General features: G+C 48.4%; 22 protein-coding genes and 1 tRNA gene. 19 read left to right on the forward strand and 4 right to left on the reverse strand.

Features of this window, described 5'->3' with window-relative positions; genetic code table 11:
- Nucleotides 1-67: 67 nt before the first annotated feature.
- From dapA to DRJ53_RS16585, 3 genes are all read right to left on the reverse strand, one after another.
- Entirely contained in the window at nucleotides 68-952 is an 885-nt protein-coding gene (gene dapA, locus DRJ53_RS16575) for a 4-hydroxy-tetrahydrodipicolinate synthase (protein ID WP_114236779.1), read from the reverse strand.
- Between the two features lie 84 nt (nucleotides 953-1,036).
- Nucleotides 1,037-1,981 carry an acetyl-CoA carboxylase carboxyltransferase subunit alpha gene (locus tag DRJ53_RS16580; protein WP_240040649.1) on the reverse strand — a complete coding sequence of 315 codons (945 nt, stop codon included), beginning with the start codon at nucleotides 1,979-1,981 and terminating at the stop codon, nucleotides 1,037-1,039.
- Between the two features lie 243 nt (nucleotides 1,982-2,224).
- Entirely contained in the window at nucleotides 2,225-2,959 is a 735-nt protein-coding gene (locus DRJ53_RS16585) for a LexA family transcriptional regulator (protein WP_114236781.1), read from the reverse strand.
- Between the two features lie 94 nt (nucleotides 2,960-3,053).
- On the opposite strand from DRJ53_RS16585, the gene DRJ53_RS16590 reads away from it, so the two are divergent.
- The 8 genes from DRJ53_RS16590 (at nucleotide 3,054) to DRJ53_RS16625 (ending at nucleotide 9,163) form a co-directional block, all read left to right on the forward strand.
- A complete protein-coding gene (locus tag DRJ53_RS16590; RefSeq protein WP_114236782.1) occupies nucleotides 3,054-3,374 on the forward strand; it encodes a hypothetical protein in 321 nt (106 codons plus the stop codon).
- A gap of 84 nt (nucleotides 3,375-3,458) precedes the next feature.
- Nucleotides 3,459-4,319 (forward strand): AAA family ATPase, encoded by an 861-nt coding sequence (locus DRJ53_RS16595; protein WP_114236783.1) that lies wholly within the window; start codon nucleotides 3,459-3,461, stop codon nucleotides 4,317-4,319.
- Nucleotides 4,294-4,773, forward strand: coding sequence for a hypothetical protein (locus DRJ53_RS16600; protein ID WP_114236784.1), 480 nt, complete (start codon nucleotides 4,294-4,296; stop codon nucleotides 4,771-4,773). The genes DRJ53_RS16595 and DRJ53_RS16600 overlap by 26 nt, the downstream gene beginning before the upstream one ends.
- Nucleotides 4,774-4,778: 5 nt before the next feature.
- Nucleotides 4,779-5,060 carry a hypothetical protein gene (locus tag DRJ53_RS16605; RefSeq protein ID WP_114236785.1) on the forward strand — a complete coding sequence of 94 codons (282 nt, stop codon included), beginning with the start codon at nucleotides 4,779-4,781 and terminating at the stop codon, nucleotides 5,058-5,060.
- 153 nt (nucleotides 5,061-5,213) lie between these two features.
- Nucleotides 5,214-5,852 carry a hypothetical protein gene (locus tag DRJ53_RS16610; protein WP_123893658.1) on the forward strand — a complete coding sequence of 213 codons (639 nt, stop codon included), beginning with the start codon at nucleotides 5,214-5,216 and terminating at the stop codon, nucleotides 5,850-5,852.
- 334 nt (nucleotides 5,853-6,186) lie between these two features.
- The gene (locus DRJ53_RS16615; protein ID WP_123893660.1) at nucleotides 6,187-7,254 is read left to right on the forward strand and encodes a sensor histidine kinase; all 1,068 of its coding nucleotides are present in this window, start codon (nucleotides 6,187-6,189) and stop codon (nucleotides 7,252-7,254) included.
- Entirely contained in the window at nucleotides 7,251-8,360 is a 1,110-nt protein-coding gene (locus tag DRJ53_RS16620) for a sensor histidine kinase (protein WP_114236788.1), read from the forward strand. The genes DRJ53_RS16615 and DRJ53_RS16620 overlap by 4 nt, the downstream gene beginning before the upstream one ends.
- Nucleotides 8,357-9,163 carry a LytR/AlgR family response regulator transcription factor gene (locus DRJ53_RS16625; RefSeq protein ID WP_114236789.1) on the forward strand — a complete coding sequence of 269 codons (807 nt, stop codon included), beginning with the start codon at nucleotides 8,357-8,359 and terminating at the stop codon, nucleotides 9,161-9,163. The genes DRJ53_RS16620 and DRJ53_RS16625 overlap by 4 nt, the downstream gene beginning before the upstream one ends.
- Nucleotides 9,164-9,271: 108 nt before the next feature.
- Here DRJ53_RS16625 and DRJ53_RS16630 read toward each other — a convergent pair whose 3' ends face one another.
- Entirely contained in the window at nucleotides 9,272-12,322 is a 3,051-nt protein-coding gene (locus DRJ53_RS16630; RefSeq protein ID WP_114236790.1) for a ligand-binding sensor domain-containing protein, read from the reverse strand.
- Here DRJ53_RS16630 and DRJ53_RS16635 point away from each other — a divergent pair.
- The 11 genes from DRJ53_RS16635 to DRJ53_RS16690 all read left to right on the forward strand — a co-directional run bounded on the left by DRJ53_RS16635 (nucleotide 12,309) and on the right by DRJ53_RS16690 (nucleotide 21,713).
- On the forward strand, nucleotides 12,309-12,716 hold the full coding sequence (locus tag DRJ53_RS16635) for a hypothetical protein (protein ID WP_114236791.1): 408 nt from the start codon (nucleotides 12,309-12,311) through the stop codon (nucleotides 12,714-12,716). The genes DRJ53_RS16630 and DRJ53_RS16635 overlap by 14 nt on opposite strands.
- An 8-nt stretch (nucleotides 12,717-12,724) precedes the next feature.
- A complete protein-coding gene (locus DRJ53_RS16640) occupies nucleotides 12,725-13,315 on the forward strand; it encodes a hypothetical protein (RefSeq protein ID WP_114236792.1) in 591 nt (196 codons plus the stop codon).
- 27 nt (nucleotides 13,316-13,342) lie between these two features.
- Entirely contained in the window at nucleotides 13,343-13,954 is a 612-nt protein-coding gene (locus tag DRJ53_RS16645) for a c-type cytochrome (protein WP_114236793.1), read from the forward strand.
- A 552-nt stretch (nucleotides 13,955-14,506) separates the two neighbouring features.
- Nucleotides 14,507-16,237 carry a sensor histidine kinase gene (locus tag DRJ53_RS16650; protein ID WP_162303905.1) on the forward strand — a complete coding sequence of 577 codons (1,731 nt, stop codon included), beginning with the start codon at nucleotides 14,507-14,509 and terminating at the stop codon, nucleotides 16,235-16,237.
- Nucleotides 16,238-16,239: 2 nt separating this feature from the next.
- On the forward strand, nucleotides 16,240-16,488 hold the full coding sequence (locus DRJ53_RS16655; RefSeq protein WP_114236795.1) for a hypothetical protein: 249 nt from the start codon (nucleotides 16,240-16,242) through the stop codon (nucleotides 16,486-16,488).
- A 134-nt stretch (nucleotides 16,489-16,622) separates the two neighbouring features.
- A tRNA-Asp gene (locus DRJ53_RS16660) sits at nucleotides 16,623-16,696 on the forward strand.
- Nucleotides 16,697-17,406: 710 nt separating this feature from the next.
- Nucleotides 17,407-18,402, forward strand: a complete 996-nt coding sequence (locus DRJ53_RS16665) for a tyrosine-type recombinase/integrase (protein ID WP_114236796.1) — start codon at nucleotides 17,407-17,409, stop codon at nucleotides 18,400-18,402.
- Between the two features lie 237 nt (nucleotides 18,403-18,639).
- The gene (locus tag DRJ53_RS16670; protein WP_114236797.1) at nucleotides 18,640-19,245 is read left to right on the forward strand and encodes a hypothetical protein; all 606 of its coding nucleotides are present in this window, start codon (nucleotides 18,640-18,642) and stop codon (nucleotides 19,243-19,245) included.
- A 160-nt stretch (nucleotides 19,246-19,405) separates the two neighbouring features.
- Nucleotides 19,406-19,975: a hypothetical protein gene (locus DRJ53_RS16675; protein ID WP_123893662.1), complete on the forward strand. Its 570-nt coding sequence runs from the start codon at nucleotides 19,406-19,408 to the stop codon at nucleotides 19,973-19,975.
- Nucleotides 19,969-20,244, forward strand: coding sequence for a CPCC family cysteine-rich protein (locus DRJ53_RS16680; RefSeq protein WP_114236799.1), 276 nt, complete (start codon nucleotides 19,969-19,971; stop codon nucleotides 20,242-20,244). The genes DRJ53_RS16675 and DRJ53_RS16680 overlap by 7 nt, the downstream gene beginning before the upstream one ends.
- A gap of 884 nt (nucleotides 20,245-21,128) precedes the next feature.
- Nucleotides 21,129-21,713 (forward strand): hypothetical protein, encoded by a 585-nt coding sequence (locus tag DRJ53_RS16690; protein ID WP_114236801.1) that lies wholly within the window; start codon nucleotides 21,129-21,131, stop codon nucleotides 21,711-21,713.
- Nucleotides 21,714-22,079 lie beyond the last annotated feature (366 nt).

Raw genomic sequence — 22,079 nt, forward strand, 5'->3', positions numbered from 1 at the left:
CGGTGCACCCGGCAAACGCTGGTGACTTCCATTTACTTTGTGCCTTTGCGGTTTTAAAAAATAAGGTTTACAACTGCTGCAAATAATCTTTTACCTGCTGATGAATGGGTGCACTCAGCGGCACCACGGGCAGGCGCAGGTTATTTTGGATAATGCCCAACTCAGATAAAAACGCCTTTACACCGGCTGGGTTATTTTCGGCAAACAGCAGGTCGAAACCCGGAACCAGCTTGTGTTGCAGCGGTTGCGCCGCAGCAAAATCGCCTGCCAGGGCCAGGTCAATCAGTTGGCAAAAATCTTTGGGAAAACAGTTGGCCGCCACCGAAATAACGCCGTCCATTCCGCAGGCAATGAGCGGCATTGCCAGGTGGTCGTCTCCGCTGGTAACCAGGAAATTTTCGGGGCGGTTGCGCAAAATATGCATGCACTGCACCATGTTGCCGCTGGCTTCCTTCATGCCCTGAATATTGGGCACATCGGCCGCCAGGCGCAGGCAGGTTTGTGCACTGATGTTGGAGCCTGTACGGCCCGGCACATTGTATAAAATAACCGGCACGGGAGCCGCTTCGGCGAAGGCTTTATAATGCTGGTAAATGCCCTCCTGGGAAGGCTTGTTGTAATAGGGTGATGCAGAAAGGATCGCTGCCGCTTTTTCAACAGGATAAAATGAAAGATCCTTGATGATCTCGGCTGTGTTGTTGCCGCCGATGCCAATAACTACGGGTACCCGGTCTTTAACTGCATCGATGGTAAAAGAAAAGATGGCTGCCTTTTCTTCCTTGCTCAGCACGGGTGTTTCGCCGGTAGTACCCAGCGATACCACGTATTGGGCGCCGCCCTCAATTACAAAATCAATGAGCTTTTGTAGCGCATCAAAATCAATGCTGTTATCCTGTGCAAATGGTGTAACCAGGGCCACACCCGTACCGCGCAACGTTTCTCGTAAAGACATCAGGTTTTAGATAATCGATTATGGTTTTTAATAATGCGGCAAAAATGCGGACAAATGCGGCACACACAAAATGATACTGCTCATTTAGTCTTCCGTCCAAAAGCCCATTTTGCCAAACTTTTCAATGCGCTGTTGTACGCGTTGTTCGGCCGGGATGCCTTTCAGCTCCTGCAGCACCGGTACCAAAAAGTTCTTGAGTATTTCGGCAGCTTCGTCGTAGTCCCAATGCGCACCACCCGCCGGCTCTGGGATGATGTCGTCCACCAGTCCAAAACCTTTCATGTGGTCGGCGGTAAGCTTTAGTTGCTCGGCGGCCGTTTCTTTTTTATCCCAACTGCGCCACAAAATCGACGAACAGCTTTCCGGTGAAATAACGGTGTACCAGGTATTTTCCATCATGTACACGCGGTCGCCCACACCGATGCCCAAAGCACCGCCTGATGCACCTTCGCCAATGATCACGCAGATCACGGGCACCTTCAGGCGGATCATTTCATAAATATTACGGGCAATGGCTTCGCCCTGGCCCCGCTCCTCAGCTTCCAAGCCCGGGAAGGCTCCCGGCGTATCGATAAGGGTAACCACGGGTTTGTTGAATTTCTCGGCCAGCTTCATCAGGCGCAGCGCCTTGCGGTAGCCTTCGGGGTTGGCCATACCAAAGTTGCGCATCTGCCGCATCTTGGTATTGATGCCTTTTTGCTGTCCAATCACCATCACGGTTTCGCCATCGAGCTGGCAAAATCCGCCCACCATGGCTTTGTCGTCCTTCACGTTCCGGTCGCCGTACAGCTCCAGAAAGTTGGTGGTCATTTTATTGATGTATTTCAGCGTATAAGGGCGGTCGGGGTGGCGGCTTAGCTGCACCCGTTGCCAGGAACTGAGGTTTTGTGTGATTTCGCGGCGCTTGTCCAAAATGCTTTGCTCCAGCCGTTGAATGGGTTCGGAGTAGTCAATCTTTTTTTGTTCGGACGCATGCTTCAGCCGTTCTATTTCATCGATCAGGTCTTTCACCGGCTTCTCAAAATCCAAAAACTGACGATTCGCGTTTGCAGGCATATACAATTAAATAAGGGCGCTAAAATTAAGGGATGCGAAGGATATAGGGCAAAATTGGTTCCGGGAAGCGGAAATAGAATGACGAACAGACGAACAAGGAACAGATGAACGGGGGAAGTTGGGAAAGAATATCGAACAAGGAACAAGGAATGATGAATTATCAATAAAGCCCAATAATTAATAATTCATAATCAATAATTCATCATTCCGCAATAACTACGCCGTTATCTTAAACTCCTTCGGTTGCGGTGCACGGCTGCGGATGTGGCGGCGGAAGGTCCACACCTGGCGGATGGCGTGCACGGGCAGCAACACCTGCGGGTATAGCTCCTCGTTATCCGAAAGCAACACCCACATATCATCGCTTTTGCGGTACACCCGCTTTACCAGCAATTGTTCGGTGGTTAAAATAATATAGACCGAAAAGTTTTTTACATCGTGCCAGTCTTCGTGGGGCAGCATAGATGCCAGCAACACGTCGCCGGCATAAAAGGTGGGCTCCATGCTGTCGCCGTCCACTTCAAAATAGCTCCACATGGCACCGGATGGATTTACGCCGGGCGGCAGCGAATATTTTTCCAGTGTTTCCAGGTAATCGGTTTGCTCAAAACCTTTCACATAACCCGCTTGTGCCTTAATACCAACTAACGGCACCATCAGGGGCTGTTTTTCCTGCTTTTGCTCGCGGCGCATTTCAAAATACGGCAGCGACGATCCACGCGGCGTAGCGGCGGGCACGCCCATAAATTCTACGTCTTGTGAAAAATTTTCACTTTTCCTTTCATCCAAAAACGCTTTTACCCGCAATTGTGTGGCCCGGCTCTGGCGGCATTTACCCCCCTCCATTTTATTGATCATTTCGCGGGTCAAACCCAGCGCCAGAGCGAATTCTTCTTGTGTCAGGTTATATAACTGCCTGATTTCCCGCAAGTTGTAATGTGCTGTAGCCATAGTTAACCAATTGTGAATAAAAACGTGAATTACTTGTGGATAATGTGAAAAAATGTAACTTTATACTTCACAAATCTAAAGAAAAATTCACAACATGCAAACCATTGGAAAACAACAGCAGCCTTTTCAGTTTTCGTATCCGCTGAAGTACAAAGTGGTGCGTGACCTGAAAATTGTGACCGAGCAGGTAGGCGACCTGGTGGTAGAAGGACAGGGCTATTTCAACCCCGCTGCTTCGCCCATCGATGTGTTCGACCGCTACTCGGTAGACATCGAGTTTGTGAAATGGAATGGAACAGACATCCGGCCGGTGCTGGAAGTGATGGGCAACCTCGAAGACATTGAGGAAGCAGCCATCCGATATTTTGCCGGCATGCTCGAAGGCCGCAGCGGCAACCTGCGCCAGGCAGCGTAACTGAGTCCGAAGACGGAAGTCCGCAAAGTCGGAAAACCATTCTTTCGATTTCAAATTTTCCCGAACGAATAAACACCACATAAGATGCAACTGAGAAAAGCAACACGAAAAAAAGCAAAGATCCGCCTCGGTCTGTCTGCAGTGTCCGGCGGTGGTAAAACATATTCTGCCCTGCTGGTAGCACATGGCATTTGCGACGACTGGAGCAAGGTGGCCATCATCGACTCGGAAAACAACAGCGCTGACCTGTATGCCCACCTGGGTGACTTTAATGTGCTGCCCATTTCCGCACCTTTTTCGCCGGAGAAATACGTGGAAGCCATCCACACCTGCGAAAAAGCCGGCATGGAGGTAATCATCGTCGATTCCATCACCCACGAGTGGGATGGCAAAGGCGGCTGCCTGGAAATAGTGGAGCAACTGGGTGGCAAATACCAAGACTGGGCGAAGGTTACCCCACGGCATCAGGCATTTATCGACGCCATTATCCAGAGCCCCTGCCACATGATCACTACCGTTCGGCGCAAGCAGGACTACGAAATGATCAAAGACGGCAACGGTAAGGTAAAAGTGGAAAAAGGCGGCCTCAAGGAAATTACCCGCGAAGGGTTTGAGTACGAACTGACGATTAATCTGGAGCTGGACCTGCGTCACAATGCCACCGCTTCAAAAGACCGTACTGGTTTGTTCATGGGCAAACCTGCGTTTGTGCCTTCTGAAGAAACCGGTAAGCTGATTGCCCAATGGTGCGAGCAAGGCGAGGAAGCATTTAACCTGAAGCCCGGCACCGAATGGCACAACCGTGTGCAGGAATGCAGCACCCAGCGCGAACTGGTAGAACTCTACAACCGTTATAAAACCGATGTGGACGCCAACCCCTTGTTGCAGCAATTGATCGCTAACCGCAGAAATACCATCAATGGAAAACAAAGTATTGCAGCGTAACGAGCTCCCGGTGATCAAAGCCGGCTTGGGCAAACGCCAGATTGCGGCGCTTGCCGGGCAAACTGTGGATGGCGTGATGGAGGCCGACTCGGCCCTGCCGCTTGCAGAAGCCATTGCCGCCATGGAAGAATTTGCCAAGCAGGTGCGCAAAGACGAACGGTTTGTAGACCGGCTGCGTGATGAGATCATCATGCACAACGGCCGGATGCACACCGCATCAGGCGCTAAGCTGGAAGTAACCGAAGCTGCGGTGCAATACGACTATGCGCAGGACGGCGGCTGGCGGGCACTGACGCAGCAAATTGAAGCCCTGATGGAAGCCCGCAGAGAGCTGGAAGCTAAGCTGCGGTCTATTGCACCTGGCAAAATGTGGGTAGACCACGAAACCGGCGAAGTGCTGGAAGGTCCGCAAAAAAGTTCGCGATCCACTTATCGCATCACCCTTTCAAAGTAAAGATCATGAGCAACACGATATTGAAAGACTGTGTGGAGATCGTAAAAGACCTGGCAGGTAACGAATACCTGTATTTCGATACGGCGGTGGAGGTAAAAACTTCGCCCCACTCCCACCCATTTTTGGCTTGGGGTGTATGCGCCAGCCCCAAAGATGAATTGTATGTAATGGACAGCGACCAGGAGTGGCACCGCATTGAGCCATTTATCGGCAACACGCCGCTGATCGTGTCTAGCCTCTACCAGCGCCTGATGCTGATGCGCAGGCAATATGCAAAAGCCAGCTGATTTACGATTGACGATTTGGGATGTACGATTTCATTTAAAACAAAGACTTTTTCAATGCATACCGCAGCTTTCAGGCAATCGTAAATCGTCAATCCCAAATCGTAAATAACAACCAGCTTTCAACCAAAAAACACCTACCAAATGACCCAACAAATGAGTTTCAGAAATATGGTGGCAGTGCAGCCGGTAAAAGATCCGGCGGCGCCAAAGGCGAAGCCTAAAAGGCAGCCGCGCTACTATGTAAATACCCTCGAGTACGAGCTCATTACCTCACTGGTGATGCAGCAGTACACCCACAACGGCGAAGTGCGCTTCGACCTGTTGCTGGCCATGCCGCAAGAAGACCGCATTCCAACGCTGATGCAGGACTTTGGTGTAAAACGAATGCACCACATGATATTGATGATGGTAAAAGCATTTTGCTTCAACCTGCGGCTGCCCAAGATCAAAAAACTGACAGACACCAAAATGAGTGGCGTTGCCTGCGATTTTATGGTGGCAGCACAGGAAGACAACCTGGCGCTGGAAGACATCATCCTGTTTTTTGAGCGGGCAAAGGGCGGCAAATATGGGCCCATCAAAAGCATGGCTTATCACTACCAGATGATGCAGTTGTTTGAGCAGTACCGCAAAGAACGCCGTGCCGCACAGCAACAGCAATCTGCAATGGCGCCCGAGCCAGCGTTAAAAGCGGTAAAGGCCGACGACCGCATAGCACCGGAGCCAACGCCCATCGGCGACCTGCTACACGGCGCACTGGTAATAGATATGAATAAAAAAATGAGTGGTTAATAACAAGGGATGCGAGGAACATCCCTTTTTTGTGTTTATACTTTTTTAGTAAAGCCTACATCCTTACAAGCCATTATTATTTCTGCCAAAAAGATCCATCTAATCCACTCAACTCCTGACCAAGACCTTTTACAACTGACTGCCACTTTTAAACAACTCATCTCCACCCTAGCCCAATCTACCCAAAGCAGGGCTATGCCTGCAAATTATTTGCAGTAATTTGGAAACACCAACCCACAATTATAAATGGAAGTAGCCATTGCCGGCACTGCAGTTACCATTCAAGGAAAACCGCTGGCCCGCAGTAAGCTTACCCATATTTTTAAAGCCGCACATGCCAGCCAAACTGCACATACCCACATACACCAACAAAGACTTTATTGTAATGGTGGTCAGCATGCTGCCATTCACAGTGTTCATGGGGCATGTGTTGTTTGCGGATCGATACTGGCAGGACGCAGCCAATTTTTTAAGCATTACGCTGGTCTTGTTTTCGGTTTGCGGCAGCACATTTTTCGTGTACGGCATTGTGGCGTTGTGGCTCAGTCGCCGCCTCCCCCACGATCGCCAGATCCCAAAAAAGCTCGCCATTTCCATCGGACTGTTCCTGCTGATTTCCGTAGCTTTTCTCAACCTGCTGTTGCGCCTGCTCGATAGCATGGCGCTATTCAATTACAGCTACCGCATTGAACATTTCTGGAACCTGTTTGCGGCGCTTGGATCACTCAATATCCTGCTCACATTTGTACACGAATGCATTGCCTACTTTGAACGCTACCGGGCTACTGTAATTGAAACCGAAACCCTCAAATGCGAATACACCCGCAGCCGCCTGTTGGGTTTGCAAAGCCAGGTAAATCCGCACTTTCTATTCAACAACCTCAATACACTTTCGAGCCTGATTCAGGAAGACAATGAACAGGCCGAAGCTTACCTCGATGAACTTAGCAAAGTATACCGCTACCTGCTGCGCCACAACGATGCGCAACTGGTAACCCTAGACACCGAGTTGCGCTACCTGCAATCATATGTTTACCTGTTGCAACAGCGCCATGGAGCCGGGTTGCAATTGCACCTGTCGGTAAATGAAGCGCAAAAGGCATTGCAGATTCCGCCCCTTACCCTGCAAATGATTGTGGAGGATTGCATGGCCCACAACAGCCTTTCCAAATCGGCGCCACTGGTTATTTCCATAAAATCGGATGAAGCACATTGGCTGGAAGTACGCAACAACGCACAGCCCCGCGTAGGCCAGGAACCTGAAACATCGGGCGACAGCCTTGAAAACATCATCAGCAAAATTCACCTCCTGTGCCGCGAGGAAGTGGCGATCAGGACGGGCCCAACGGAGCGGATCATTTACATACCACTCATTGCCTATATGGAGGAGGTTGCCGCATGAACCGGTGGCCCAAACCCACGCAACCCGAGTGGCTTGCATTCAGCGGCCTCACTGTATTGATGGCCGTGGTGTTGCATGTTATTTTATTTGGCGCCAATGCATTCATATCACCCGGTGCATGGCTGCTTTCTTTTCCATTTATTTGCGTGCAGGGGTTGACCATTTGGTACCTGCAGTTGTTGGCCATGCATGCCCTGCGCCGGAAGTTGCCGCACATTGGGCAAACAGGTTTGCGCATTGCGTTGTTGGTGGTGCTGGTGTTGGTGCTCACCAACGCATCGTTTGCATTTACCTACAGGGCTTATCATGCCACCAATTTTCTAGGGTTTGTATGGCAGCCAAAAATCACCTATCAATGTTTTGCGCTGTCGCTGGCCGTTACGCTGATCAGCACTTCCATCTGGGAAGTCGGCTACACATTTACGTTATGGAAAAAAAGCCTAGCGCAAAAAGAACGGCTGCAGCAGCAAGGATTGGAATACCAGTTTGAAACCCTGAAAAGCCAGGTAAATCCGCATTTTTTATTCAACTGTTTCAATACGCTTTCTTCACTAATCTCCGAAGAGCCCGACCGGGCTGAAGCTTTTTTAAATGAATTGAGCAAAGTGTACCGCTACCTGCTGCGCAACAACCGCGACAGCCTCAGTACGCTGCAGGCCGAACTGGAATTTATCCAATCGTACCTGGTGCTGTTGCAAACAAGGCATGGCGATGCGGTCCAACTGAATACAAAAATTGACAAGCGTTACAACCAATACCTCATTCCTTCTTTGACATTGCAATTGTTGGTAGAAAATGCGGTGAAACACAATTCTGCGTCGAAGAGCAGCCCGCTCATCATCGACATTTTTACGGCTGCCGGAAACATCCTGGTGGTGACCAACAATGTGCAGAAAAGAGCTAAAGCATTTGCATCGCATGGCATTGGATTGGAAAACATCCGTGCTAAATTTGAACTGATGAAACAACCGGGTTTCCAGGTAATGGATATGGCCCAAAACTTTACCGTGGTGCTGCCGCTTATTTGGGCGCCTGCTTGGGAACAAACACAGAAATGGCCGCACGATACCAAAGCGATTGCCGAACACCAAAAACTTGCATTATGAACATATTGATTGTAGAAGACGAAGAACTTGCTGCAAAAAAATTAGCCAAAGCCGTAACTGCACTGGATGATGCAGCCCTGATCATGGGCGTTACCGATAGCATACAGGCCACGGTTGACTGGCTGGAAGAAAACCCGCGTCCCGACCTGATCCTGATGGATATTGAACTGACCGACGGGCAAAGCTTTGAGATCTTCAACCTCACCGATGTAAAAAGCCCGGTGATCTTCACCACATCGTACGATGAATTTGCACTGAAAGCTTTTAAAGTAAACAGCGTGGATTACCTGCTGAAGCCCATTCAGAAAGAAGATTTGCAGGCTGCACTCGATAAATACAGGCGGTTGAAACAGGCCTTTGCACAGCCCGCAGCCGCTGCCACGGGCACAGCAGAAGCGGGTACTGGCGTAGGTTCGCTGGAGCAGATCATCCGCGAACTGCAAAGCAAACTCCAGCCTAAAGAATACCGCAAACGCTTTTTGGTAAAACAAGGTCAGAAACTGATCTCGGTGGAAACCGAAGACATTGCATATTTCTACAGCGATGGGCGGGTAAACTTTTTTAAAACCGCCGACAACCGCAAATACATCACCGACTACACGATGGAGGAATTGGAAGACATGCTGGATCCGGCGCAGTTTCACCGCATCAGCCGGTCGTTTTTTGTATCCATAAAAAGCGTGGCGCAAATACACGATTATTTCGGCAACCGGCTCATTCTCGAACTTAAACCGGTGTTGGAGAAAGACGCAATTGTGAGCCGCGAAAAAGTAGCAGATTTTAAAAAGTGGATGGGGAAATAAAAGGAATTCAAAAGTAAAAAGGCAAAAGTAAAAAGTGAAAACTGGGGCACAACTATGTGCATCATGTGTGTAGCATTTTGACTTTTGCCTTTTGAATTCTTCCTGCTACTACACTGGCAGCATCAATATCACCGACAACACTTGTTCCCTTACCTGGAAATCCAACTCGCCGCCCACCGCAGTGATTCTTTTGCGCAACTCATCTACCTTCTTCTCCGCATGCAGCGATTGCCCTTGCAACGTTACGCCTTCGTCGTAAAATTTCACCACCAGCCGGCCTTTTACCAGGTTCATATTGACCAGCACATTGCGGGCACCGCCCTGCTCCACTGCCAGGCGCAGCAGTTCTTTGATCACCACAAATGCTTCGTGGCGCTTTTTCATATCGAGTTTAAGGAAAGGCACTTTTTTACCCACCGCCACACTAATCAAGGCCTCGTAGCGGCTTTGCAGGGCCGCAACAAACTCCTGCAACCGCACCAGCGTATCCTGCAGCGTGTCTTTGCTCGGATCAATGCTCCAGATCATGTCGTCCATCAGGATGATCATATTGTGGCTGCGCTCCGAAATCTGGTCGAGATAGGTTAGCGATTGCTGCAGGTCCTGGCCACTTTTGATGCGGGCCATTTCACTCAAAATGTTGATGTGGTGCAGCGCGGTATTCAACTCCTCATGCAGGTTGCCTGCAATCTGCAAACGTGTTTGCTGCACGGCTCGCAGCCGGCGCATCCGCTCCCTGTCGAACCAAACAACAGCACCGGCAATAATCAGCGCCAACACGCTGTAAAACCACCACGATTGCCAGAACGGCGGCCTTATAACGACCGGGAATAACCGAAATTCAGGTGAGGCAACGCCATCACCGTTTTCGGTGCGGAGTCGCAGTTGGTAACTGCCCGGTGGCAGGTAGCTAAATAGCGCTTCGGGTTTGTTGCCGGCAGGAATCCAGTCTTTATTCAAGCCTTCCAACTGGTAGAAATATTGCAGCTTATTGCCCGGTGCAAAATGCAGTGAGCTGAACGCAAACGAAAGCGAGTTTTTATGGTAAGGCAACACTAGCCGTTCTTCGTTGCGCAGCGAATCAAGCAGCAGTGATTGATCACCTACCGTTAAGCCGGTAAGCTGCGGCTGATGCGGTGTACCCGTGGCACTTGCTTTTTCGGGATTGAACACCACGAAATTGTGGTCGGTTACAAACACCATGCGGCCATCCGAAAGGCCAAATGCACTTGCCAGCGGAAAGTTGTCGTAACTGATGCCATCCCTGCGGTCGTAAAAAGTATGGGTACGCTGTTGCAGGTTTACCCGGCACAAACCATTGGCCATACCCACCCACAAAATGCCTTGTGCATCCCGCCGCCCCGACACGGCCGAATTAGAAGGCAACACGCCTTGGGCTGTGCCTAACTGTTGCACAGTGCCCTTTTTTAAGTTGATAATATTTATGCTACCGGCAAGCACCACCAGCGTTGAATCGTTGTACACAATAATATCGGAGGGGCTGCCCGAACTGATCCGCGTAGCCATGCGGCCCCGCTCGCCATAAGTACGCACCAGTGCATCGGTTTGGGCTGCCACTTGTAGCAAGCCATGCCCCGAAGTGGCCACCCATACAAAGCCTTTGTGCGCTTCTATTTTGTGCACCAGCCCGGTTTGCATTACCAGTTTATAACCACTGCTTTCCGAACCGCCCCGTTTGTATTCCCATTTCACTAAATGGCCGCCCTGGGTGCCGAACCACAGGTTGCCCCAGTCGTCTTCGGCCACCTGCCTGATGGTGCGGCCGTTGAACTCGGGCGGTTTAATGGTGGTCTTTGTTTCCTTCACCGGGTCGTAAATGTGCAGTTCCCCGTTTTGCATCGCCAGCCAAATTTTGCCCGTACGGCTATGCTGGTGCAAATCCCACACAAGGCCGTTATCGGCAAACGATAGCAACGCTTTGGGCACCGGCAGCGGGTTCCATTTTTTATCATAACAATAAAGACCCACGCCCCAGCAGCCTACAAAAATCCGGTCGGCCGTTTCCAACACAGTTTGCACCGGCCCCTCTTTGGCCGATCCGCCGGGCCGCAACAGCCCGTAGGTTTCAAACAATTGGGCATCGGGGTTAAAATAAAAAAGCCCGTTATCTGTGCTGATCCACAGGTTACCTTCGCGATCTTCAAAAAGGCCGTTAGCCCGATCGAATCGTATGTTCTGATTACTATTAGATCCGTTGGCCACCGGCAACAGCTTGGTTCCACTGTCGGCCATTTCAATTAACAACGGGTTGCCGCCAATCCATTGCCGGCCATTGCGTTGTTCGTAAAACATATTGATCTCATGGTAGCGCATGTCCAGCGCGGGACCGATCAAAAAACTAGAATGCCGGTTCTGTTCGGGCAGAAACTGGTGCACTACCGGCATGCCGGTGCCGGCTGCCCAGGTAAAAAAGCTTACCACTCCGTTGCTGCCTGCATGTACGCCCATGTACGGACCTGCAGTGGGCCGCATGGCAGTTTTCGGGTAGCCGGTGCCGTTATATCCATGCACCTGCAGCTTGCGGTTGGCTGGCGTAAACTGGAGCAGTGCCGAATCGGCGGTGGCCCAATAACATTTACGCTGGTTGTCCCAAACGATCTTGTTTACCTGCCAGCCTGCAGGCTCCGGCAGCAACTGGTCGGCGGGCACAAACCGGTTGCGCACCGAATCGTATCGAAAAATGCGGCGGTTGGCTTCGTGTAAATAAAGATTGCCATCACCGCCATTGAACAGATACTTTGCAGAGAAATAAGTTTGCGGCGGCAGCCCCTGTACCAATGCACGCCTGAAGCGGAACTTGCGTGTATCGAAAATGCCGATGTCGTTGTTGTGCGTAATCACCCAGAGCTGTTGCTGTTTATCAGCAAACAAGCTCGCAATGCTGTTGGCCGGTAACGACGACAAGCTGCCCGGCTGGTGGGTAAACAGGAGAAAATTAAAACCATCGTAGCGCTGCAGCCCGTTGAGCGTGGCCACCCATAGATATCCATCGCGGTCCTGCACCGCGCCATTTACAAGGTTGGATGCCAGGCCGCTGGCCGTGGTGAGGTGGCGAAATGCATACTGCCTTGCCTCCTGGCCAAAGGCTGTAGACGCAAACAGTAGCAGGACCAATAACAGGCGAATGATGGTTGGCAAATGGTGGCAGTTGACTGCATCAAATGTACTTCCAAGCAGCGGTATTCAAATCCAATTCAATACTTCGATTACGCCGTTCATTCATGGTTTTCATCAATTCATACAGCATTGCTTCGGTAAGCCGCAATTGGGTGGCGGTAAATACGGTACGATTCGTTCGCCGCATAGTACAATTCATGCAAGAAGCTATTTGATTTGGAAAAAAATCAGGCAACTTTTGTATCCGCAACCAATCGAAACCAACGGCGCAACCAAAACCAACACCAAAGGCTTCCATCGTGAACGAACAAGGCACCCGGAGCAAGTGCCACAACAACCAAAACCAACTGCATCACCCAACCAAAACCAACTGCCCCGGTTCACGCTGGAAGCCTCAACATTTAAACACGTTTAACCAACGCCATGCACTTTTTTCTACAACAGTATTTCAGCCAACTGCGCACCCAATTGTTTCAAACAGAACTGCAACTGCAGGCTGCAAACCCGGGCACTGCCGAATGGAAAGCAGCCATGCACAGCATGCAACAGGTACTGAAAGCCTGCGCCGACTGCACTGCATTTGCCGAAACACACCTGTACCCGCTGATCGACAGGTACGAGCCGGCGCTGATCGATGCGCTCAAGGTGCAGCAACGCCATATTTTTTCGCAACACCTGGCAGCGGGCTTACAAACATTTCAGGCGAATAGCAATGGTTTCGCCGCGCAGGAAAATGCCGCAGCCATCCGCGATGCGTTTGACGCCGTGGTGCTGGCGCACATGCAATACCTGGTGCAACTGCAAAAAGGTTTATTGCCGGTGCTGCAGCGGTTTTATACGCCTGAAGTGCTGCAGCAATTGGCGAAACCGGAAAACCTAAGGCAAGACGGAGCAAAGACGTTGCAGGAATCCCAAAAAGCATTCCGCGGTCAATTGTTCCGTGCCGAAAATGAGTTGGCAAAAGCTGCTACCAGTGTTGCAATCAACGGGCAAGCGCTGGCCATGCATTATTAATTACCCAGAACAAACCAACAGATTAGCATGAACAAGTTAGCCATCATTACCGCTGCATTTGCACTGATTGTAACTGCAGGTATTGCCGCAACCAACGTAGCGCCTAAGAACCCATCGACCCGCAATGAAGGATTGATGATGCCGAAAGCCCCGGCCGACAGCCTGCTCAAACGTGGCGAATACTTAGTGACCATTATGGGCTGCGACGATTGTCACACACCGAAAAAAATGGGCCCACATGGACCGGAGCCCGATGCATCGCGCAGGTTTATGGGACACCCGGCGAACCAGCCGCTGGCCCGCATCGACACAGGTGCACTGCGCGGTTGGGTGTTGTTTGATATGGGACAGACGGCCGCTGTTGGTCCATGGGGCATTTCGTATGCCGCCAATATTTCATCAGATGCTACCGGCATCGGCTCGTGGACCGAAGCACAGTTTTTTACTGCCATCAGAAAAGGCAAATTCAAAGGGTTGGAAGCATCGCGGCCAATGTTGCCACCTATGCCCTGGACACAATATGCAAAGGCTTCGGATGAAGATCTGAAAGCGATTTTTGCTTACCTAAAAAGCAGCCGGCCGGTGGCTAATGTGGTGCCGCAAGCTGTGCCTCCTACGCAAATTTTGTCGTTGAAATAAGGCGCTTTTGTCGTTTCAATTCTATTTAATGACATAAGTGAGTACGAATAGATTTTTTTTCGTCGAAACAGGATCAAGCATCAACCAGCGATTCTTTTTTTGCAACAATAAAAACAACAATTGCCTTGGAGCGATGCAGCATCTTAGTTAAAGTGCAATTAGCGCATTCAATCTATTAGCAGCGGCAAGTTTTAGTAAATACAAGCCTCGTGTTCAATATCCCGGGAACAACCAACCTTATCAAAATGCAGCAGCCAAGTGCGCTGCATTTTCATTTAAGGATTTACCCTTAGCTGCAACTAATTAGCATAGCTAACCGCCACAAATCATCACCCTAAAAGACAACGGGTAACTGCATCTGCTATTTACTTTACCAATCGAATCATAAAAATGCACCATTTATGGTGCAACTGTATTATATATGCACAACTGTCGGCCGCATGCAATTTTGGACCGATATATGGTATCTTTTAAAATTTATAAGCAACACACCCCGGCTATGATGCCGCATAAACCCTACGGAGCAGGATGACTGACCCTTACGTTAAACGAATGCTTGACTTTTTCCCGGCTTTGTTTTGTGTGTTGGACCACCAACACAGGCTGGTGCATGTTAACAAGGGCGCCTTGCACCTGCTGGGTTATTACCCATCCGAAATTACCGGGCTGCCGCTGCAACAATTGCTGATTGAAGATGACCTGCACCGCACACTAGCTGCATTAAAAGATTTGATCGGTGGTGTTACCCGACCGGGATTTGTAACCCATTTTCGACATAAAGATGGCACACCGGTGCCACTGTCTTTTTATGCATCGGTAAACCGCGCTAACAACCATATTTACGGCATTGGGCAACGGGTACCTTTTGCCGATGCGGGCCACCAGCCTGCAGGCAATACTATTGGCCTGGTAAAAGAAGTGCCTGCGGCCGAACTGCAGGTAAACGCATCGTTCGATATAATAAGCTGGAACGATGCTGCGGAAAAACTGCTGGAGAAATCCGGTGCAGAAATTTCGGGCAGCAAGTTTTGGAGCCTGTTGCCCACGCTGCAGCAAAGCGCTTTTCAGCGGTTGCTCGAGCAGGCCATGCAGCAACAATCCGCGGTTGCATTTGAATTTTTCAGTCCCATTTTGCACCAGCAATGGATCGAAGTAACGGCGTTTCCGGCACACGGCAACCTAACACTTTTTATCCGCAACATACACGAACGTAAGCAGTCGGAAAACGAGTTGTGGAAACTTTCTTTGATAGCCCGCGAAACAACCAACCTGGTGGTGCTCACCGATGGACAAGGCGATATCAATTGGGTAAATGATGCGTTTGTACGCGTTACCGGATACACACAGGAAGAGGCGTTTGGCGAACCGCTTGCATCACTATTAAGCGGGCCGGAAACGGACAACGCCACCAGCCTGCAATTGCAGCAATGCATGAAAAACGGACAGCCTTTTCGCGGTGAAATTTTGCAATACGATCGTTTGGGTAAAAAGCTCTGGTTGGAGATGCAATGCCAGCCATATAAAGATGAAACCGGGAAGGTGGAACAGTTTTTCAGCATTCAAACCAATATTACCCAACGCAAAGAATTTGAAGAACAGCTGCACCTGGAATTAAAACAGCGACAACGCACCATTACACGTGCCACTATTGAAGCACAGGAACGCGAACGATCGCTGGTGAGCCAGGAGCTGCACGACAATGTAAACCAGGTGCTCACCACTATTAAATTGTACAACGAATTGTGCCTTACCGGCATTGATCAAAAAAATGAATTGCTGCGCAAATCGGTGGAATTGTTACAGCAATCGATCAATGAAATACGTTCGCTTTCCAAACGGCTGTCGGCCCCTACCCTTGGCAAGTTTCGCCTGCGCGATTCGGTAAAAGAACTGACCGATAGCATTGCGGCCACCAACCGGCTGCAGATCAGCACCGACCTGAAATTGCTGAATGAAATAGAAGTGCCGCAAGAGTTGCACCTGGCCATTTACCGCATTTTGCAGGAGCATTTCACCAACATTTTAAAACACTCTTCGGCGCAGGATGTGCAGGTAGGTTTTGAAATGGTGAACGATGAACTGGTTTTAAAAGTCCGGGATGACGGCAAAGGTTTTAACACGGCTGAATTGAGTGGTGGCATTGGTATTGCAAACATGCTTACCCGCGCCGAAAGCCTCAAAGGTACGCTGACCCTCAACAGTGCACCGGGCCTGGGTTGTGTGCTGCTTGCCAGTTTTCCGCAAACCGCATGGGCTGCCAACGGCTCTTTAAATGAAGCATAAACATGGATGAAGGTTTTGAAATTTCGGTGCCCTACAAAAACGGAGCAATACTCGTACCCGTTAAGTTATTGCCGCAAGGATTTAGTTATAAGATAGAAGCGTTGGTGAATGGCACGGTGGTTTGGTTTGAACCGGATGAAGAACGAAACTTCAGGGCGGTGTTGCCACCTGAAAGTGATACAACCGCCAACCCGCCTGATGCAGCTTTGTTGCAGGCCATTGCCACTGCATTGGAAGAAGCGTTGCGATAAAGATGGAACGAATTGCATGGCTTGAAAAAATTTTACCGCAAATATTTGTTTGTAAAAACCTTTTGCCTTTATCTTTGCCACCCCAACAAACGAACGAAAGTTTGTTTTAAAGGGAAAAAGTTCTGACACTTTTTGGATTGGTAGTTCAGTTGGTTAGAATGCCGCCCTGTCACGGCGGAGGTCGCGGGTTCGAGTCCCGTCCAGTCCGCAGAAATTGAGCCCTAAGTACTTGTTTTTCAACAACTTAGGGCTTTTTTATTTTTTCCAGTTGGCCATTCAGCTGGCCGTTTCTACTCCATTTTTTAACCCCTCCTGCTTAAAGACCGGATCAGAACATCCAATAATTGCAGTTTATAACCAATACTACCTGCCAGGCTTTACCATCATGTTTCCGTTGGTCGATCTAACCAAAATGACATTATACTAGCGTTATACTGCACTGGGAAAGATTACATCGAAGTAATGTGCTTCTCCTCTACTCCCATCCACCCCGTTACACCCAAACATTGCACAACGCTTGTAAAAAATTATCGCCTCCCAGCCATTTGGAAAGGACCAAGCGTTACTGATCCTTGTAAAGTATTGACCTTTCTTTATAGCTATTTTCTGTTGTACCGGCTATGGTAAAGCCAAATCAGTTCATGCTAACATATTTAGCATTTTTAGTACGTAAATATAATATTCGCAGCCAAGCCTGAAAGTTGAAGCATTGCACTTTTTTGTGCTCCGCCCCTCCTTCATACCAAAGCTTACTACCATGGCAACTTTAACCCTTACACCTCTTTACCATAGAGCTCATGAGTGCATTGCCCTGCATGTTGATGATCATTCCCTCCACTGCGTCATTAAAAAATTGGGAACATCCGCTGGTCGCAAACACACCGCTGCTGGTACCTGCCGCTTTCAAAAGAAGCCTACTTGCAAATAAAAGACACTCTTCATGGTATTGCAACCCTTGAGGCAACACCCCTTAAGCAGTATTTAGAGCAGCGAAGGGCTGTGCAGCCGATGATAAATGGCGAACAACTTTCCAAACAGCGTGTTCAGATTATTCTGGAGCATCCCCTGAGTCCCGAAAACCTGCATGCCCTTACAAGGTTGCAGGCAATGATACAGTTGAAGGGATATAGCCACAATACGCTACAGAGTTACAGCAATGAGTTTCACCTGCTGCTTCGCCTTTTAGGCCGTGTGTATGTTTCGGATCTAACCAAGGATCACATCCAGTCTTATCTGCTCTGGCTGATACAGAAGAAAGGCTACAGTGAAACCCATGTGCACATGGCAGTCAATGCGCTGAAGTTTTACTTTGAGCAGGTGGAAGGCAGAGGCCGGGAGTTTTATGACTTGCCCAGGCCAAAGAAGCCATCAAAACTGCTGCAAATCCTAGCGGAAGAAGAGGTAGTCAGCCTCCTTATGAAAACAGGTAATTTAAAGCACCGGGCCCTTCTGATGACCTCTTACTCTGCAGGCCTCAGGGTACGTGAGCTGGTGAATCTGAAAGTGCTCGATATTGATTCCAAACGCATGATGGTACATATCAGGTGTGGTAAGGGAAAAAAGAACCGGATGGTACCGCTTTCCAGGGTGCTGCTACAGACTTTGAGGGCGTATTTTGTAGCGCATCGACCAAAAGTGTACCTCTTCGAAGGGGACCGGGGTGGAGCTTATAGCACCCGTAGTGCCCAGAAGGTGCTGCATCAGGCAAAAAGGGACGCCGGCATTTACAAGGTGGGTAGTATTCATTCCCTGAGACACTCCTATGCTACGCACCTTTTGGAAGGAGGAACCGATATCCGCTACATACAATGTTTTCTGGGGCACAATAATCTAAAGACCACCATGCGCTATAGGCAAGTAAGCAGGGTAAAGGTGGAAAGTATTGGCAGCCCTATGGATGAGCTGCCCTGGTGATTGGTGAAAACAAGGGCAGTTCGTTTTTTGGGTAGCCAGAATTAGGATGGGTGCGTTTTTCGGGTATTTGAAATAGGGATGCAAGTAAAAGATCGCCACTCTGAATACCCAAATTACGAACTGATAAGGGGCTGACAATAATCATCTTAGGTGCATAGAGCAGAGCTGAGAGAAAAAGTATTATGTTCGTATAATAGATGTTATAAGCCATTTTAAAACGAAACTTTACCAAAACTAATGAGTACAGGAATTGACATCAAATTCGTGCAGGAGAGATACCAGCGCATGTCGGACGACGAGTTAATCCGAATTGCCACACAAGACGCTTATGGCTTGACACCGGAAGCAATGGACGTAGTGAAAGCTGAAATTCAAAAGCGGGGTCTGGACGAAAATATTAGCAAAGGCATAGAAGCCCAAAACAGAGAATATACGATTGAAGAAATTGACGCTTACTGCGACCTTGCAAGCAATTTAAGCTGCCCTTCTTGCAGCAGCACGACAGAACGGCTAAATGCTACGTTGACTGGCGAAGTCATGAGCTTTGTCTTCTTCACAACCTACAACAAGAAAATAAAAGTTGGTTGCCCGTCTTGTTTAGACAAAGCAAACAACAACGCTTTGACAAAAACCGCACTTCTCGGCTGGTGGGGTTTTCCTTGGGGCATCATTCGGACACCGCAAGCTATTGCACTGAACTTAAAGAGCAAGCGTACAAACCATTTGCAAGACCACAACGACTACTTGCGCAGTTTTACATTAGGTGTGGTTGGTGAATTAGAAACATACAAGGACAATAAGGAAAAGTTGCGGCAAGTCCTGATAAGACAAAACGGCTTATAACATGGTATTGATGCAATGGTGGCTGACGTGCACGTTACCAGCTTTAGTTTTTAAATCAGCTTTATATCTTTAACCAAAACTGACGGAACAGGAAATGCCACCACTGCATAAATACCCTTCCCGTTATGCACCATTTTAGGACAACCCTACGCAAGACAAAGTGACGACAGAAAAACGATACGAAATATTAAACGCTTTGCCGACATATGGACCGATGTATGTTCCTGTAACCGACAATGGAGAACCCTTCTATTCCGAAGGATTTCCTGTTCGCTTTTACAGGACTGATGGAACTGAATGGGTTGCTAACTTTCAACCGGGTTGGACAGACTTAAAAAAAATAATAGAGTTTGACAAAACTCAGAACTTGTTGATTATAGCTTGTGGGACTTGTTACATAATGAACCAAAACGAAACAAAACCAATTCAAGTTTTTGGAGTTGGTTATAGTAACATTTTTAGTGCAAGTAATGACAGACTTGTTTTACAAGACCAAACAGACTTGACAATTATTGAACCAGACGGAAATCATTGGCATACAGAAAGAATTTCGTGGGACGGACTTAAAGAAATTAAGGTTGAGAACAGTATAATAACAGGACTTTCTTATGACCCAATGCACGATGCAGACGAGTGGGTTCCCTTTTCTTATGACATTGATACAAAAGTTTTAACAGGCGGTAGTTACCACAGATACGACAACAAAAAACCTTGGTGGAAATTATGGTAACAGAAAAGTTTGCTTGCCCTTGTTGCGGTTACAAGACATTTAGAGAACAACCAAATGGAACTTATGACATTTGCCAAGTTTGCTTTTGGGAAGATGACCCAATACAACTTGACGACCCGAACTATGAAGGAGGAGCAAACCGAGTTTCACTAAGACAGGGACAAAGGAATTTTATTGAATTTGGTGCTTGCGAAAGAGAGATGATTAAAAACGTAAGACAACCAACAAAAGACGAACAACGAGACGAAAATTGGAAACCATTAGAATAACAATAAAAACGGTGCATAACAAGGTATTGCCAAAAGCGGGGCTGAACGGCTTCGATTGGGCATTTGTGCAAGGTTCACCATTCGTTCTTCGATTGAACTTCTGTGCTAAAAATCCCCGCCTTCGGCAATACCCCAAACGTTACCGGCAATCAGAATGGCCAAACCAAAACTTCAATTGAGACAAAAAATATTATTGACACTTACATTTTCGGTAGCAGCCATCTTGCTGACTGGATTCTTGTTTGGTTTTCTTTCCGATCACGCGATTGACGTCGGAATCTTTTTGTTCAGTCTCGGAATCCCCTTGTTGCTACTTACGTTTGAAACTTTGCTTGACCTAAACAAATGGCATGTTTTCCGAGTTTGGTTGACAATCGGACTTGGTTTGGCAATACTCAGCATCGCAGGACATTCAGACTACCTTCGCAAGTTCTATCTGTCCTCCTCCGCTTCTTCACTAAAATCACTTCTCATTTTTCTATTGGTGTATTGGCTGCTCAATAAGCTGCTTTTGGCCACCACTGGGAAATACATCATCAATACTTTTAAACAAACAAATTGGTATAATCATGACGCGGGCAGAAGAATTTTTTGGTACGACGTTCTTATTAACATACTCCTGTTCATCACCATATTAGCTTCCAGTCTTCTGGGACTTTGATCACGGCTACTGCGGAGATTTGAACGCCGGTAACATCGGTTTTTCGCAATGCGGGCAGAAGAACATAGGTTCAACTTTGCTGCTTTGTGCATCTTTACTACATTAGTGTGGCTGACGAATCGCGGAATACCCGCACTGCGTAAAGCCGGTTAACGTTAGCGGCGAACGAGTGTAAAAATTTTCAACGCATTAGCCGCAACAAGATTTCAAGTAACCAAGACTAATGACCAGACTTTCTACTTTTCTTATAGCATTTCTGTTAATCAGCAATCGGGCATGGACACAGTTAGCAAAGCAGGCCAATCGCTTTATGACCGATTTTGTCGCTACCGAGCCGCTTAAATTACCACTTTATTACCGCGAAGAACTGCCCAAACATAATCTAGGAGACATTATCAAAGCGTTGGCATCTACCAAAATCTACGGTTTCAACTATAAAGACGACAGTGGCCCATTCAATGACTCACTGACTCTGACAGAGAAAGAAAGGTCTTTTCTACAACAGCAATTTAACCAACAGTCAGGGAAAATCTGGACAAAGCCGCATTTTAGGAATTGGCATCTTGTCTCTGAGGACTCGCTGAAGCATTACCATGAAGTCGATCAATATTTTTGGTTTTCCCCAGATAGACTGGGCGGCAGACTATACACCTTTTCCAAACCCGTATTTTTCAGAAACGACTCAATGTGCCTGTTCTACTGGGGATACTGGTGCGGCACAAGGTGTGGAGAAGGTCAGCTTGCGTTATATCAAAAACAAGACGGAAAATGGAAGTACAGGTTTTCACTATTCATGTGGGAAAGCTGAAGGCTGCATCTGACGCCGCTAACACAGGCTTTTAGCAATACGGGCAGACGAATATATTTTCGACAGAAGAATTACTATTTTGCATCACCAAGTAAATGAGGCGGAAGTACTACTAATTCCCGTACTGCTTAAAGCCTCTCTACGTTATAGGCAACTTAATTCAACCCTCTTGTGAAAGTCAGAGATAAGTTTCATTTACTTCTAATCGCATTCCTAATTTCAGGCTGCTTGTTTGACAGTAGTTCTGACACCATCACTGCATACGCCGGTCAAATTGATCCAGGTTGGCCGGTTTAATGTGACCCGGTTTGGCCGGAGCAAATTGATCCAGGCTGGCCGGAACAAACTGACCCACCTGGTGCACTG

Source organism: Paracnuella aquatica, assembly GCF_003332885.2.
Taxonomy (GTDB): domain Bacteria; phylum Bacteroidota; class Bacteroidia; order Chitinophagales; family Chitinophagaceae; genus Flavisolibacter; species Flavisolibacter aquaticus.

Bases quoted from the DNA above. Each gene is read 5' to 3' on its own strand.
- dapA (WP_114236779.1), bottom strand. From the start codon at position 952: ATGTCTTTACGAGAAACGTTGCGCGGTACGGGTGTGGCCCTGGTTACA.
- DRJ53_RS16585 (WP_114236781.1), bottom strand. From the start codon at position 2,959: ATGGCTACAGCACATTACAACTTGCGGGAAATCAGGCAGTTATATAAC.
- DRJ53_RS16590 (WP_114236782.1), top strand. From the start codon at position 3,054: ATGCAAACCATTGGAAAACAACAGCAGCCTTTTCAGTTTTCGTATCCG.
- DRJ53_RS16595 (WP_114236783.1), top strand. From the start codon at position 3,459: ATGCAACTGAGAAAAGCAACACGAAAAAAAGCAAAGATCCGCCTCGGT.
- DRJ53_RS16600 (WP_114236784.1), top strand. From the start codon at position 4,294: ATGGAAAACAAAGTATTGCAGCGTAACGAGCTCCCGGTGATCAAAGCC.
- DRJ53_RS16605 (WP_114236785.1), top strand. From the start codon at position 4,779: ATGAGCAACACGATATTGAAAGACTGTGTGGAGATCGTAAAAGACCTG.
- DRJ53_RS16610 (WP_123893658.1), top strand. From the start codon at position 5,214: ATGAGTTTCAGAAATATGGTGGCAGTGCAGCCGGTAAAAGATCCGGCG.
- DRJ53_RS16615 (WP_123893660.1), top strand. From the start codon at position 6,187: ATGCCAGCCAAACTGCACATACCCACATACACCAACAAAGACTTTATT.
- DRJ53_RS16620 (WP_114236788.1), top strand. From the start codon at position 7,251: ATGAACCGGTGGCCCAAACCCACGCAACCCGAGTGGCTTGCATTCAGC.
- DRJ53_RS16625 (WP_114236789.1), top strand. From the start codon at position 8,357: ATGAACATATTGATTGTAGAAGACGAAGAACTTGCTGCAAAAAAATTA.
- DRJ53_RS16635 (WP_114236791.1), top strand. From the start codon at position 12,309: ATGATGGTTGGCAAATGGTGGCAGTTGACTGCATCAAATGTACTTCCA.
- DRJ53_RS16640 (WP_114236792.1), top strand. From the start codon at position 12,725: ATGCACTTTTTTCTACAACAGTATTTCAGCCAACTGCGCACCCAATTG.
- DRJ53_RS16645 (WP_114236793.1), top strand. From the start codon at position 13,343: ATGAACAAGTTAGCCATCATTACCGCTGCATTTGCACTGATTGTAACT.
- DRJ53_RS16650 (WP_162303905.1), top strand. From the start codon at position 14,507: ATGCTTGACTTTTTCCCGGCTTTGTTTTGTGTGTTGGACCACCAACAC.
- DRJ53_RS16655 (WP_114236795.1), top strand. From the start codon at position 16,240: ATGGATGAAGGTTTTGAAATTTCGGTGCCCTACAAAAACGGAGCAATA.
- DRJ53_RS16670 (WP_114236797.1), top strand. From the start codon at position 18,640: ATGAGTACAGGAATTGACATCAAATTCGTGCAGGAGAGATACCAGCGC.
- DRJ53_RS16680 (WP_114236799.1), top strand. From the start codon at position 19,969: ATGGTAACAGAAAAGTTTGCTTGCCCTTGTTGCGGTTACAAGACATTT.
- DRJ53_RS16690 (WP_114236801.1), top strand. From the start codon at position 21,129: ATGACCAGACTTTCTACTTTTCTTATAGCATTTCTGTTAATCAGCAAT.